At 29.4% G+C, this 15,015-nt stretch carries 14 protein-coding genes and 1 tRNA gene; all 15 read left to right on the plus strand.

Annotated features, from left to right (window positions below):
* The first annotated feature begins 13 nt into the window (after positions 1-13).
* Positions 14-1,387, plus strand: coding sequence for an FAD-linked oxidase C-terminal domain-containing protein (locus OWM07_RS06820; RefSeq protein ID WP_423302933.1), 1,374 nt, complete (start codon positions 14-16; stop codon positions 1,385-1,387).
* On the plus strand, positions 1,387-2,622 hold the full coding sequence (locus tag OWM07_RS06825) for a (Fe-S)-binding protein (protein WP_423302934.1): 1,236 nt from the start codon (positions 1,387-1,389) through the stop codon (positions 2,620-2,622). The genes OWM07_RS06820 and OWM07_RS06825 overlap by 1 nt, the downstream gene beginning before the upstream one ends.
* On the plus strand, positions 2,612-3,334 hold the full coding sequence (locus tag OWM07_RS06830) for a FadR/GntR family transcriptional regulator (RefSeq protein ID WP_423302935.1): 723 nt from the start codon (positions 2,612-2,614) through the stop codon (positions 3,332-3,334). Before OWM07_RS06825 ends, OWM07_RS06830 begins: the two co-directional genes overlap by 11 nt.
* Entirely contained in the window at positions 3,331-3,489 is a 159-nt protein-coding gene (locus tag OWM07_RS06835) for a hypothetical protein (RefSeq protein ID WP_423302936.1), read from the plus strand. Before OWM07_RS06830 ends, OWM07_RS06835 begins: the two co-directional genes overlap by 4 nt.
* A 17-nt stretch (positions 3,490-3,506) precedes the next feature.
* Positions 3,507-3,770 carry a hypothetical protein gene (locus OWM07_RS06840; RefSeq protein ID WP_423302937.1) on the plus strand — a complete coding sequence of 88 codons (264 nt, stop codon included), beginning with the start codon at positions 3,507-3,509 and terminating at the stop codon, positions 3,768-3,770.
* Between the two features lie 236 nt (positions 3,771-4,006).
* Positions 4,007-4,079, plus strand: a tRNA-Arg gene (locus OWM07_RS06845).
* Positions 4,080-4,095: 16 nt separating this feature from the next.
* On the plus strand, positions 4,096-4,314 hold the full coding sequence (locus OWM07_RS06850; protein ID WP_423302938.1) for a hypothetical protein: 219 nt from the start codon (positions 4,096-4,098) through the stop codon (positions 4,312-4,314).
* 90 nt (positions 4,315-4,404) lie between these two features.
* Positions 4,405-7,773 (plus strand): AAA family ATPase, encoded by a 3,369-nt coding sequence (locus tag OWM07_RS06855; protein ID WP_423302939.1) that lies wholly within the window; start codon positions 4,405-4,407, stop codon positions 7,771-7,773.
* Positions 7,766-8,065: a hypothetical protein gene (locus tag OWM07_RS06860; RefSeq protein WP_423302940.1), complete on the plus strand. Its 300-nt coding sequence runs from the start codon at positions 7,766-7,768 to the stop codon at positions 8,063-8,065. The genes OWM07_RS06855 and OWM07_RS06860 overlap by 8 nt, the downstream gene beginning before the upstream one ends.
* A gap of 1 nt (position 8,066) precedes the next feature.
* Positions 8,067-9,176, plus strand: a complete 1,110-nt coding sequence (gene ftsY / locus OWM07_RS06865; protein WP_423302941.1) for a signal recognition particle-docking protein FtsY — start codon at positions 8,067-8,069, stop codon at positions 9,174-9,176.
* The gene (locus tag OWM07_RS06870) at positions 9,166-9,984 is read left to right on the plus strand and encodes a hypothetical protein (RefSeq protein WP_423302942.1); all 819 of its coding nucleotides are present in this window, start codon (positions 9,166-9,168) and stop codon (positions 9,982-9,984) included. The genes ftsY and OWM07_RS06870 overlap by 11 nt, the downstream gene beginning before the upstream one ends.
* Positions 9,971-10,993 carry an SPL family radical SAM protein gene (locus OWM07_RS06875; protein ID WP_423302943.1) on the plus strand — a complete coding sequence of 341 codons (1,023 nt, stop codon included), beginning with the start codon at positions 9,971-9,973 and terminating at the stop codon, positions 10,991-10,993. Before OWM07_RS06870 ends, OWM07_RS06875 begins: the two co-directional genes overlap by 14 nt.
* Complete coding sequence (locus tag OWM07_RS06880; RefSeq protein ID WP_423302944.1) at positions 10,990-11,856, plus strand: ROK family protein; 867 nt, start codon at positions 10,990-10,992, stop codon at positions 11,854-11,856. Before OWM07_RS06875 ends, OWM07_RS06880 begins: the two co-directional genes overlap by 4 nt.
* Positions 11,837-12,862 carry a FecR domain-containing protein gene (locus OWM07_RS06885; RefSeq protein ID WP_423302945.1) on the plus strand — a complete coding sequence of 342 codons (1,026 nt, stop codon included), beginning with the start codon at positions 11,837-11,839 and terminating at the stop codon, positions 12,860-12,862. The genes OWM07_RS06880 and OWM07_RS06885 overlap by 20 nt, the downstream gene beginning before the upstream one ends.
* Positions 12,863-12,864: 2 nt before the next feature.
* Positions 12,865-14,955, plus strand: a complete 2,091-nt coding sequence (locus OWM07_RS06890) for a CHASE2 domain-containing protein (RefSeq protein WP_423302946.1) — start codon at positions 12,865-12,867, stop codon at positions 14,953-14,955.
* The last annotated feature ends 60 nt before the right edge of the window (positions 14,956-15,015 follow it).

Consider the following 15,015-nt stretch of genomic DNA (forward strand, 5'->3'; position numbering starts at 1 on the left):
GTAGGGAGTTAGTATGAAAGAAATATTAATTAAAGAGTTGAAAAGGAAACTTGGGGAAGAAAATGTTTTGATAAATGAAGCAGATAGGGCGCTTTTTAGTTACGATGCAGCCTTTGGTGAGAAGGTTTTGCCAGATGTTGTTGTGTTTCCAAAAGCAAAAGATGAGCTTGGCTATGTTATAAGGTTAATGAATGAAAATAGTATTCCTGTTGTTACAAGAGGAGCAGGGACAAATCTTAGTGGAGGTACTGTTCCCGTTGCAGGTGGATGTGTAATTGTTATGACGAAAATGAATAAAATATTAGAGATAAATGAAAACGATTTATATGCTGTTGTTGAAGCAGGAGTTGTTACAAAGCAGCTTGCTAATGAAGTGGAAAAGAGAGGACTTTTTTATCCACCAGATCCTGGTAGTATGAATATTTCTACAATTGGTGGAAATATAGCTGAAAATGCTGGTGGATTGAGAGGGCTAAAATATGGTGTTACAAAAGATTATGTTATGGGGGTAAGGCTGTTTGATATAGAGGGAAATGATATTAAAGGTGGAGGGAAAACTGTTAAACTTGTTACTGGCTTTAATATCCCAGGATTAATGATTGGCTCAGAGGGGCTGTTGGGTATTATCTATGAAGCTGTTTTAAAATTGGTTCCAAAACCTAAAGCTGCTAAATCACTACTTGTAGAGTATGACTCGATTTTAGATGCTTGTAATACGGTATCAGAAATTATTGCTTCTAAAATACTCCCTTCTACTCTTGAACTGCTCGATAATTTTACTATTAGAGCTGTCGAAGATTCTGAAAAGATTGGTTTACCAATAAATGCTGATGCTTTATTGCTAATAGAAGTAGATGGGCATCCAGCTGTTGTTGAAGATGACTATCTGTTAGTTAAAAAAATCTGTGAAAAAAATAATGGTAAAGTTAAGGTTGCTGCTAATAGTGTAGAAAGGGACAAATTATGGACTGCAAGAAGAAAGGCATTAAGCTGCCTTGCAAGGCTGAAACCCACTTTGATTTTAGAAGATGCAACTGTTCCAAGAAGCAAAATACCAGAAATGATGAAGACTATACAGGATATTTCAAAGAAATATGATATAACTATTGGTACTTTTGGTCATGCGGGTGATGGAAATTTACACCCAACAATTTTAACAGATAAAAGGGATAAAGAAGAGTTTCAAAGGGTTGAAAAAGCAATTGATGAAATTTTTGAAAAAGCGATTTTGCTTGAGGGGACTTTGAGTGGTGAGCATGGAGTTGGTTTATTAAAAGCTAAATACATGGAGATGGAAGTAGGGAAGGGGACTTTAAATTTTATGCAAAAACTAAAAAATGGTGTAGATCCAAATAATATGCTTAATCCACATAAAATGGGGTTATGATGAAAAAGATAATTGATGAGTTAAAACAGATAGAATATTTAATTATTAAATGTATGAAATGTGGAACATGCCAAGCACATTGTCCACTTTATCAGAAAGATTTTTTTGAAGGATCTGTAGCAAGAGGGAAAATAACACTGCTTGAATCAATTTATGAAGGGAAAATTGAGGATGTGGATAATATTTTGAAATATCTTGATTACTGTATTTTATGTGGTAGGTGTGAAACTAATTGTCCAAGTGGTGTTAAAACAACTGAGATTTTTTTGAAAGGGAAATCAACACTAAGAAAAGTTTCAGACTTACCTGTTTATCAAAAACTTCTACTAAAAGTTTTACTTGGCAAGCCAGAACTAATGAGTAGCTTAGCACCACTTTTTCATGTTGGTTTTAAACTAGGAACTAAAAAAGTAAAAGATGATATATATAAACCTATTTTAGAAGGGTTTGGAAATAGATATGTGAAAGGGATAAAAAAGATATTTTTTACAAAAGAGTATGGAGGGGTAAATAAAGCAAATAATGAAAAGATGAAAGTCATTTTTTATCCTGGTTGTGCTATAAACATGATTTATTTTGATTGGGGGGAAAAAATTGTCAAAGTTTTAAATAAGCTTGGTGTAACTGTGATTGTTCCTGAAACTAATTACTGTTGTGGAATACCTGCTGCCACAATGGGTAAGCAGGATATGATGAAGGAGTTATTAATTAAAAATTATGATTATTTTAAAAGTATAGATGATGTGAACTATGTAATAACGGCTTGTCCTACCTGCAATCACTCTTTAGCTGATATGGGGATAAACTTAGGATTAAACTTACCAAATGTTGAACTTGTTGATATTTTAATATTTTTGTCAAAAGTATTAAAAGTAAAGGTTGAAAATATAATTAGCGATAAAGTTACTATTCATATCCCTTGTCATTATAAAAAAGAGCATGTAAATGATATGTTATCTTTTACATCAAAACTATCTTCAAATTTTACCCCTCTTGAAAATCAGAATTGCTGTGGTTTTGGTGGAACATTTAATTTGAAGCATTATGATAAATCAATGGTATTTTCAAAAGATAAAGGGGAAGAGGTAAAAAAGAAAGATATCAAGATAATGTTTACACCTTGCCCAGGTTGTGCTATGAATTTGACTGATGGTGTGATGCATGTGGGTGCTGAATGCTCTGTGATGCACCCAATAGAAAAGGTATATGAGGTTATAGAAAAGTATGTTTCGTAAGATAAAACCAAAACGAATTAGTGATGAGGTTTTTGAGCAAATTAGGGAGTTAATAATACAGGGTAAATTAAAGCCTGGGGATAAATTGCCTCCAGAAAGAGAGCTTGCTACTCAGATGGGGGTGAGTAGGCCTACATTGAGAGAGGCGATAAATAAATTAGAAGCAAAAGGGTTGCTTGAGCAAAGGCAAGGTGGTGGTACATTTGTTAAATCGTTGGGTGATGATATTGTTGATAATGCTTTTGAAGAATACGCTGCAAATAAAAAGGATGCTATTTTAGATATAATGGAAGTGAGAAAAATTTTGGAAACATGGGCAGCCTATACTGCTGCAGAACGAATTACAGAAAAAGAGATTAATCAGCTTGAGCAGTATTTAGCTGAGATGGAAGATGCATTGAAAGGTGGGCAGATAGGTTATGATTCAGATGCTGATTTTCATTCTACAATTAGTTATGCAACAAAAAACATCTTTTTAATCCATATAATGAACACAATATATCAATGGATAGAAAAGATTTCTTATGAGGTGAGAAAAAGGTTATATAACGATTATTATAAACACGATCTGTTATACAAACAGCACAAAGCTATTTTTACTGCAATAAAAAATAGAGACCCATTAGAGGCATATAATGCTATGCTTAATCATATGAATTATGTTATGGATTCTTTAAAAGCTATAGTTTATGAGGATATTAAAATAGAATGAGTTTTATTGAATTTTTAAAAAAATCTATAAAATATCTCATTTTGGTTTTGGCTTTTATTTTTCCTATCCCAAGATTGGTAAGATTAGTTATTGTTTTCTATCTATTTTTGAGTAAAGTATTTAACAGTTTTATTGATTATATTTATAAAAGATAAGCATTTGGAGTGTTTAAATGTTAAAAAAATATGTTTTTACTGTTTTATTTGTTGTAATTTTCTTTGGTTGCACACAAAATCAAAAAAAGAAGATTAAAGATTTTCAAGCTGAAACTATTGGTATCAAAAGGGTGATAACATTGTATGCAGATAATGGACAGATTATTAAAAGATGGGAAGGTAGATTTAATATAGAGAGAAAGGGTAGCAGTTTGTATTTTATTGATGATGATGGAAAATCTGTAATTATAAACGGCACTTATATTGTTGAAGAAATGTAGTAAATATGTATCTTTAAATGATGATGATGCCGTTGCGCAATGGAACATTTTTTTATATCACTTTAGGTTTGAGATTGCTTCGGCAACTTTTGTTGCCTCGCAATGACCCAAAAGCACTGTCATTGCGAGCGTTAGCGAAGCAATCTAAGGTGTTTGATCAATTATTATTGTGCAACACTCTCGATAATAATTATATATAACCAAAAAAGTGATTTATAAAAGATATACACAATTTAGGGCGGTTAGCTCAACAGGATAGAGCGCAGGTCTCCGGAACCTGGTGTGGGAGTTCGAGTCTCCCACCGCCCGTTAGGTGGAGTAGTTTATGATTTATATAGCGATGTTTATTATATTTGTTGCCTGTTTTTTACTCTTTTGTTTCATTAATGGTTGTAATATAGGTATTAGGAAAGTTTACTGTGTGAAGTGTGAGGGGAATACTTATCATAAAGAACTTTTTTGTGAATATGAAAAGGGTACTGATAGAAGAAAATTGACGGTAGAATGCACAAAATGTAAAACAAAACATGAAATTTATTTGTAAATTTTGATTTTACTGTTTCTGTAATTAAGTTATGGAAAATTTTTAACTTTTCATGTATAAGTCTATGTTATTTTCATGTAAGAGGGAAAGGTGAAATTTAGAAAGCTTATATTGCAAGGTTTTAAATCGTTTGTAGATAAAACTGTTGTTGAGTTTCCTGATGGTATTACCTGTATAGTTGGGCCAAACGGCAGTGGAAAAAGTAATATCCTTGATGCTATCAGATGGGTTTTTGGTGAGCAGAGCCCTAAAGAGCTTCGTGGCGATAGTATGGATGATGTAATTTTTGCTGGTAGTGAAAGTAGAAAACCATCAGGATATTGCGAAGTGACTCTTGTTGTCTCAGATGTGCCAGAGCATATAGCTGAAAAATGGGGTACACTTTCGGAAATTGCTATTACTAGAAAATATTACAGGACTGGTGAGAGAGAATATTTAATAAACGGAAAAAAATGCAGGTTAAAGGATATAAAAGAACTTTTTTATGATACGGGTATTGGTGCAAGAAGTATTTCAATCATAGAGCAGGGGAAAGTGGAAAAAATTATTCAGGCAACACCTGAAGAGATGAGGTTATTTTTTGATGAAGTAGCTGGTATTACAAAATTTAAAGAGAGGAAAAAAGAAGCTTTAAGTAAGCTTTCTTCAACAAAAGATAATTTGCAGAGATTAGCTGATATAATTAGTGAAGTTGAAAAAAACCGTAATATTTTAGAAAGTCAAGTTAATAAGCTTAATAAATATAAAGAGTTAAGAGCCAAAATTGAGTTATTGGATAAAGAATATTATGCAAATAGCTATTATAAATTAAAAATTGAACAGAATGATTTAGTAGATAAATTGAACAAGTTAAAAATTCAACATAGTACATTGCAAAATAAAATAAGTTTGATGGAGAAAGATTACGCAAAACTTAAGAGTGAAGTTTCTGAAAAACGGAGTGAGCTTAGAGACTTATCTGAACAATTCATTGAATGTAGTAATAATATTTTTAGGTTAGAAAATGAAATAAAACTATTGCAAAATAACATTGATTCTGCAGATAAGAGGAAAGGTTCATTAAAGTCAGAAATATCTGAACTTGAAGATAGAATTAAGGATTTGAATAATAGAAGAGACACTTTAATTGCAGACATTAAAGAGATTGAGAAAAGTAAAAAAGAAGTTGAATTTCATATTAGTGAAAAGGAAGAGCTTTTAAAAGATTTTGAAATTAAGATTGATAATCTGAAGGATGAAATATCTATTTTGGATGAAGAGTATATTAATAATGCTGAAATATTATCAAATAAAAGAAATCAATTAATTAAATATGAAACAGAAATTGAAAATTATGAAAAGTCCATTAAGTCAAAAGAAAATGAGAGAAGTAGTTTTGAAATTGAGATGGAAGAGAAAAAACAGTTAGTAACCAGATTAATTAAAGAGATAGAGAAAATAAATGATGATATTGCGATTATAAAAAATGAGTATGATAGCTTAAATAATACTATCGAAAATTTAGTTAATAAGATAAAGGAAAATGAAAAGCTTTTAAGTGATAAGAATATACTTAAAAATAGCTATGAAAAAGAGATCGGTCTTATTTTAAAACAGATAGATAACTACACTTTTGGAAATGGAACTACCACTAAATCTTTAAAAGATCTTCAAAAAGGTTTTCTCATAGATTTTATTAAGGGGATAGATGAGGAGTTATTAACAGAGTTTTCCGATGTGATTGTTTTTGATGACAAAGACAAAGAAAAGGTGTTTCAAATAATTTCCGATACAGATGTAAGTTTAAAATTTACTTTTTTGTCAGATATAGAAGATATTGAAAAATGGTTGATATCATCTCAATATGAGAAAATATCTGATAAATTACTAAGTATCAATAAGATATATAGAAAATATTCTGATAAAGATCATAGAATAATTTTAAAAGAACTAAGAAGTAAATTAGAATATTTAGAAAAAGAAATAAATAAGGTATCTGATGAAATTAGAAGCTTAGAAGAAACTAACAAACAACTAAAAAGTGATTTAACGGAATATGAAACTAATAAAAATAAACTATTCAATCATTATAACGAACTAAAAATTTTATATGAAAAAAAGAATAATGAACTGGAGACTGAAAGAAAATTAGTTGAAAAGATAGAAAAGAATATTGACTTGATTGAAAAAGAAAAAGAATTTTTGAAAGAGACTATAAAAACGAAAGAGAAAAGTATACATGAGCTTAAAAATGAGATTGAATCTTTTGCTGAAAGATTGAAAGATATTGACGAGAAAAAAAATGATTTGGAAGAAGAGTTATCATTTTATGAAGAAAGATATGACAGTGAAAAAGAAGAGCTAACTGAATATCTCATTGAGAATAAAAGAATTGAGGAGTCAATAAATGCCAAAAAAAGAGAGCAGATTTATATCGAAAAGGATTTAAACTCTTTGATTAATCAATTAAAAAATAAACAGGATCGACTTACAAAACTTCTTACAGTTGATATTACAAACTGGAAAGAATCTTTAAAAGAGAAAAATTCTTTATTAGATAAATTAACAAAGGAAAAAATGAATCTTATAACTCAGAAAGAGAGAAAAGAAAGTGAAATATCAGATTTAGAAGACCAAATCAGTACTCATGAGCATTCTATAAAAAAAATTAGGGCTGAATTTGAAGAGTGTGAAAAAGAAATTTATAACATAGAAGTCAAACTTGCAGGATTAAAAGCAAAATTAGATAATATTAGGGAAAAGTGTTTTGAAACCTTTCATAGAAATATTGATGAATTTTATAATGAATATTTAAATGAAGATTTTTCTCAGAAGAAAAATAGAGAGATATATAATAAATTGTTAGCTGAGATTGAAGATTTAGGGCCATTAAATATGGCTGCAGAGGAAGAGTATAATTCACTTAATGAAAGATATAAATTCTTAACAGATCAAAGAGCTGATCTCGAAAAATCTATCGAAAGTATTCAAAAGCTAATAAATGAAATTGATGAAGATACTGTCAATAGATTTAAAGCAACTTTTGAAATTGTTTCAAGAAATTTTAATGATGTTTTTAAGCTACTTTTTGGAAACGGAAAATCAGAATTGAGATTAACACAACCAGATAATATTCTTGAGACAGGTGTTGAAATATTTGTTCAACCAATTGGGAAAAAATTGACAAATATGAATTTACTTTCAGGTGGTGAAAAGGCTATGACAGCTTGCACATTAATTTTTGCAATGTTTTTATATAAACCGACACCATTTTGTTTTCTTGATGAAGTAGATGCCCCTTTAGATGATGCTAATATAGATAGGTTTTTAACAATAGTAAAAAAATTATCAAAAGATACCCAGTTTGTAATTATTACCCATAATCAAAAGACTATGACAGGTGCTGATTCACTTTATGGTATCACTATGCAGGAACCTGGTATATCAAAAGTATTATCGGTTAAGCTGGAAAATGTTTAGCAATGTTGAGTCAGATTATAAGTTATTATTGATAGATAATATTGGTGAAATGGTTTTTGATAAAAATATAAACAGTGATGAAAGATATGATTTGTTAATGATTGCAAATCACATGTATAATGCTGTTAAAAATATCGAAATGTTTGAAAATGGTATTTTTGAGTTTGAATGTATGAATTTGATTTTTTCAAAAATTGGTGAATATTATTTAGCGATTTTTTATAATAAATTTTATGTTAAACATAATATTGATCAGATAAAGGATCAAATAAGAAGAATTGTAGAGGGGTAAAATGGGATTTTTTGATATTTTTAAAAAGAAGGATAAGTTTGATGATAAGACAACTGAAGAAAAAAAAGATGTTGATATTGTTGATGACAAAAATGAGTCTCAAGAAATTCAAGCTTATGAGATAGAAGAGAAAGAGCAAAGTGGCATAGTTATTAATAAAAATGAACAAATTAAAGAGAATGTAGGTTTTTTTAGAAGATTAAGGGAGGGGCTTTCTAAAACATCGAATAAACTTGTTGGTGGAATTGAGACTATCTTTTTAGGTAAAAAGGAAATTGATGAGGATTTATTAGAAGAGCTTGAAGAGCTTTTTGTTACCTCAGATATAGGGATAAATACAACTTTAAAGATTATTGAAGCGGTGAGAGATGAGGTTTCTAGGAAAGTATTAAAAAATCCAGAAGATTTAAAGAATTCTATAAAAAATAAAATTTTTGAAATCTTAAATATTGAAAACTCCTTAAAACAGGTGGATGAAAAACCTTATGTAATACTAGTTGTTGGTGTAAATGGTGTAGGCAAAACTACAACCATTGCAAAGATTGCTAAGATGTTTAAAGATAATGGCTTAAAAACTATGCTTGCTGCTGGAGACACATTTAGAGCCGCTGCTATTGATCAATTACAGGTATGGGCTGATAGAGTTGGAGTACCAATTATAAAACAGAAAGAAGGTAGCGACCCTGCTGCAGTTATTTATGATGCTGTTGTTTCTGCTAAAGCTAAGGGTTTTGATGTTTTGATTGCTGATACTGCTGGAAGATTGCATACAAAATATAACCTCATGAATGAGTTGAAAAAGATAGTTAGGGTAGTCAAAAAAGAGATGCCAAATGCTCCTCATGAAATCTTGTTAGTTCTTGATGCCACAAGTGGGCAGAATGCAATAAATCAGGCAAAAATATTTAATGAAGCTGTTGGAGTAACAGGTATTGTTTTAACAAAGCTTGATGGGACTGCAAAAGGTGGAGTAATTGTTTGTATTGTAGATGAATTAAAAATACCAGTAAAATTTATAGGATTTGGTGAGAAAATGGATGATTTAAAACCATTTGATGCAAAGACCTTCGTAGATGCATTATTTGTGAAAAACAGTTCAGATGAGATTTGAGTCAAATTTTAAAGGGAATATAGATACTGAAACTTTTAATTGGTTTTATAAAAGAAGCTTTAAAAATATTTATCCACCTATAATAGCCAAATTTAATGATAATTATTTTCAGTTAAATAATTTTAGCTATTTGGGTAGTAGTGTTTTTATAATTGAATTTGAAAGTTTGAAAGATTTGTTGAATTTTCAAACTACTTTAATGGATAATATCAATTTAGTGGAATTATCAAATCTATTAAGTGTACTTGATAAATATAATCTTGATTACAAGGGGATAAATATTTTTGAACAAAAAAATATAAAAGGTAGGAAAAGCTTTGAGATTTTAAAAAAGATTAAAGAACTGCCTGAATTTTTTAAAGATTATATAGTTGAAAAAAATATAATACTTAAATATTTAGGAATATTTTTTAATCTAAAGGATAATCATAAAAAGATAGTTTATGACTTTTTGAGAAAAAAAGTTATGCCAAGTGTTGGTGATTTTAGAAATTTACTTAATCTGCTTTATGATTACGCAAGGTTAATAGATATCGATTTTTATGATGAAAAATATTTGAGTGAAATTGTTAAGGGAAAAAATCGCCATTATTATGATATAATTGATGAATTATCTGAACTGAATAAAATATTTAAAGCTCAAAATATCAGGTTTGATAGTATTTCTAATTTTGAAAATTGTATTTTAAATGTGAATTTTGAAATAAAATCGTCTGATGATTTTACAGAAAAAATGAAATTTATGAGTGAAAATAGAGATAAAGTGAAAAATTTTTATGAAAAGCTGAAAAAATATGATTTATGTTGAAAAAGATTCACTAAACTCATTACCTGTTAAAATATTAGAGAAAAAAGGTATAAATTTTGAAATAATTGATGATGCGTCTATAGTTGAAGATTCTAAAAAAAATATTGTTATAACAAGTAAATTAAACAAGTTTGTGCATCCTTGCCCTGCGACAAAAAATTATAGATGTTGTAACTATCAAGTTGTAGATGCAATTGAAGGGTGCCCTTTTGACTGCAAATATTGTATTTTGCAAGTTTATTTAAATCACGAGTATATTAAAATTTATTCTAAAACTGATTTAATCAGAAGAGAAATTATCGAGCTAAACAAAAGGGGGAGATACAGACTTGGGACAGGCGAGTTATCAGATAGTCTTGCACTTGATAATATTTTTGAATTCTCAAAATTTTATGCAGATATTGTTAATAATCTTGAAAACATTCAATTTGAGTTTAAAACCAAGTCAAAAAATATCCAGAATTTGCTAAATTTAAATCCTAAAAATATTGTAGTATCATGGAGTTTAAATCCTGAGTTTATTGTAGAAAAAGAGGAACTTTATGCTGCTAAAGTCAAAGATAGGATTGAAGCAGCAAAAATATGTTCCGAATATGGCTATAAAGTATCTTTTCATTTTGATCCCTTAATCTTTTATGAAAATTTTGAAAATGGGTATACCTCAGTTATAAATGAATTGTTTGAAAAGATAGATGAAAAAAATGTTGAGTTTATTAGCATTTCTACTTTTAGGTTTATTCCTGAGTTATATGATATTGTAAGAGAAAGATTTTCTGAGACAATGCTATTTGAAAACAGATTTATTAAAGCAGGTGATGGGAAGCTTAGATATTTTAAAGCATTAAGGTTTTATATGTTGCGTTTTGTTGTCAATAAAATCAGAAGTTATTGGAAAAATGTGTTTGTTTACTTTTGTATGGAGCAGGACGATATCTGGAAAAAATTGTTTAAATTTGATCCAGGTGAAAGAGAGGTTTTTGAAAAAAACTTTCCATGGTATAAAATATGAATGTATATGTTTTTGATATAGGTGGGACAAATATTAAGTATGCTTATTTTAATAATGGAGAAATAAAATCAAGGGATTCTCTAAAAACACCTGATAGTTATGAAAAATTGATTGAATTGATCAAATCTTATGTAAATGAGCCTTACGAAAAAATTGTAATTGGAATCCCTGCAATTATAGATTATGAGAAAAAGTGCCCTGTTTATTCTCCTAATTTGCCATATTTGAAATATAAAAATTTAATAAATCACTTAAATTTAAAAAATGTTTATCTAGAAAATGATGCCAATTTAGCTGCTCTTGGTGAATATAAAAAATGTCATAGTGATGTAAAAGACTTACTAATGGTGACATTAGGAACAGGTGTGGGTGGTGGTTTAATATTAAATGGTAGAATTGTAAAATCAAAGTATTCCTTAGCTGAAATTGGCCATATTGTAGTAGTTGATAATGGTTGGAAATGTTCTTGTGGTAATAGAGGCTGTTTAGAAGCTTATTGCGGTAAAAAAGGTTTTATAAATCTTTATAATTCTTTGTCTAACTACAAAGAGAATATTGATTCTGTAAATAAGATTTATCAATTGGCAATACAAAAAAAACTGACAGCAAGATTAACTTTTAAACAATTTGCACATTATTTAGCAATCGGTATAGCATCTTTTGTAAACTCAATATATGTGGAAAAGGTAGTTTTGGGTGGTGGTATTTCTCATTATTCTGATATGTTTTTTAAAGATTTTATTAAATTTTTTAATGAAAAGTTGTATCCTCCATACAAAAAAGATGTTATAATACATTTATCAAAATTAAAAAATGATGCTGCTCTGTATGGAGGGTACTTTTATGCAAAGGATATTTTATAGCATATTAATTTTAATATTTTCTATAAATATTGCCAGTGCAGAGCTTAAGGTCTATTTTGGCAAAGTAATCAAATTATCTGGAACACCATTAATAAACGGTAAAAAGGCAAGATTAAGAAAGAAAGTTTTTGTCGGAGATAAAATTGTAACGGATGCCTCATCTTCTATCTCAATAAAATTAAAAAATAAAACTGTTTTTGTGATATCTCCTGATAGTGAAGTGATTTTAACAAAAACAGATAAAAATAATGAAAAAACAGAGATTGAACTTAAAAAGGGTAGTTTAAGATCTTTGGTGACAAAATTAAAACCAGGAAATAGTTATAATGTTGTTTCCTCAGGTGCAGTTGCTGGTGTGAAAGGTACAGAATTTATAGCTTATTCAAATGAAAATGCTCTTTGCGTATTTACAGAAGAAGGTGTTGTGGCTGTTTCCACTGATAATGGCTCTGTGGAAACCAAAAAGAAAGAGATGAGTCAGGCTTCAAGAGATCTTGCTCCACTAAATCCGGTAAATTTTGACCAAGATGAAACTTTAAAGGATATGTTTCATACACTACTTTCCATCACAGATTTTGAAATCCCTGATGAGTTAGAGAAAAGTAAAAGGTTGCCTGATATTATTGCAAGATGGAATATTAATTATTCAAAATATTTAGCTGATGCAAAAAGGTATGAAGAGGCTTTGAAATCATTAGATTATGCTGTTTTATTTGCTAAATCTAAAGAGTTTAAATCAGAGGCTATTTATAGAAAATCTATTTTGAAATCAAAACATATGAATGATATAAATGGTGCAAAGATTTTATTAAACCAAATAATTGACCAATATCCAGGTACAACGTATTATGAATATGCTCTTTTTCAGTTAGGTTTTATTGCTTATGAGCAAAAGGATTATATAAGCTGCAAAGAGTATTTTCAAAAATATAAAGAGCAATTTCCAGAAGGTCGTTTTATATCGACTGTTGATGTGATTCTTAGTCTAATACCAGAACAAAGCTAATAATGAAAAAGCTTTTTTATTTTGTTATCTCTTTTATTATAATTGTATTAACAATCTATTTATACAGAAACCAGTACGATTTTATTAAAACAGTCGATACTAAAATCCAGGATGTAAAATTTAGATTGAGAGTGGAAAAAGAGCCATCAAGAGATGTCGTTTTAGTGGCAATTGATGGAAAAAGTATTGATAAGTTTGGTAGATGGCCTTGGGATAGAAAATTAATTGCAAAACTTATTAATAAGTTAAATGATTACCATGCTAAAACCATAGCTTTAGATATCGTATTTTCAGAGCCGAGCAATCCTGATTCTGATTTAGCATTATCAAAAGCAATTTATAGAGAGCAAAATGTTATATTGGGTTACTTTTTTAGAGATACAATAAGTCAGGAAGAGGTAGATCTGGCAAATGAGAGGCTACCAGATTATTCAATAGAAAATGTAAAACTACTGGAAGAGGTAGATAAATTACCTATTGCTTCCTTTAAAAGTGCTGAGACAAATATTGATGAAATATCAGAGGGAGCTTATTCTCAAGGTTTTTTCTCAGTGTTTCCTGATAAGGATGGTATTTTAAGAAGGGTAAATTTGGTAGTTGATTTTAGTGGTTATTTAATGCCTTCTTTAAACCTTGCAGCTCTTTCTCATTTTTTGGATAAAGAGATTTATGTTTATGTGGATAGTCTTGGGATTGAAAGATTAAAGCTTGATAATATGGATATACCAGTAAATTTAGATGGTTCACTCCCTGTAAATTTCTATGGTAAAAAAGGGAGAATAAAAACTATTTCTGCTGCAGATATTTTAGAAGATAAAATTAATGAATCTGATATCTCAAACAAACTTGTTTTTGTGGGGATTACAGAAACAGGGGTGGGTGATTATCAGGCAACACCAATTGATCCATATTTTCCAGGGACTGAAATCCACTGCACAGTTGCTTCAAATGTTTTACAAAACTTTTATTTGGTGGAAAATGAAAAAACATTTATTATTGACTTAATTAGTATTGTTGTTTTGGCTATTCTGATTGCTGTAAGTAGTTTTATTTTCAAAAAGGGTTTATACTCGTTCATTTCATTTATCACAATCTGCGTTTTGTACTTTATCATTAATTTTAAAATGTTTGATATTTATAATTATCAGTTATCAGTTATCTACCCTTTTATTTCAGTAATTTTATCGTTTATCTTTATTGAAGTTTATAAAAATATTATTGTTGAGCAAAAAAGTAGATATTTAAAAAAGGCTTTTAGTAGTTATCTTTCTGAAGACCTTGTGGAAGTGATACTACAGGATCCTGATAGACTGAAACTTGGCGGTGAAAAGAAAAGGATCACGGTTCTTTTTTCAGATATAAGAGGTTTTACCACAATATCAGAGGGGCTTGAACCTGAAACTCTTGTGAGCTTGCTCAACTCTTTTTTGGGTCCATCTACGGATATAATCCTGAAAAATGGAGGAATGCTTGATAAGTATATTGGCGATGCAATAATGGCAGTTTTTAATGCACCGATTGATTTAGAAAATCACGAAGATAAGGCTGTGGAATCAGCAATAGAAATTGTAAAAAACCTGCAAAAACTAAACAAAACATTTAAAGAAAAAGGGTTGCCCGAGCTTGATATCGGTATAGGTATTAATAGTGGTGATGCGGTAGTTGGAAATCTGGGTACTGAAAAGCGGTTTGACTATACAGCGATAGGGGATACAGTAAATCTTGCAAGCAGGCTTGAGGGGTTAAACAAATATTATGGGACTAAAATACTAATTTCTGGATACACTAAAAATGGATTAATTAATAATTTTAAAATTAGGCTTATTGATACCGTAATAGTAAAGGGGAAAAATGAGCCAGTTGATATATTTGAAGTGATAGTAAATGAAAATTATGATGAAAATTTTATTAAGCTTTTTGAAGATGCTATTAAAAAATACAGAGAGCAGGACTTTGAAAGTGCAATAAAATTATTTACTATGTTAGTGGAAAAGTATGTAGATCCCGTATCTCAGGTTTATTTAGAGAGAATTAATAATTGTATCAATTCTAAACAACCTTTCGATTATGTGACAGTGTTTGATAAAAAATAGTCTTAAAATTAACCTAATAAAATTATTTCATAAAGTTATCTTGACTTCCTTAAAGTATGT

The organism is Deferribacter thermophilus, from assembly GCF_049472675.1.
GTDB lineage: Bacteria > Chrysiogenota > Deferribacteres > Deferribacterales > Deferribacteraceae > Deferribacter > Deferribacter thermophilus.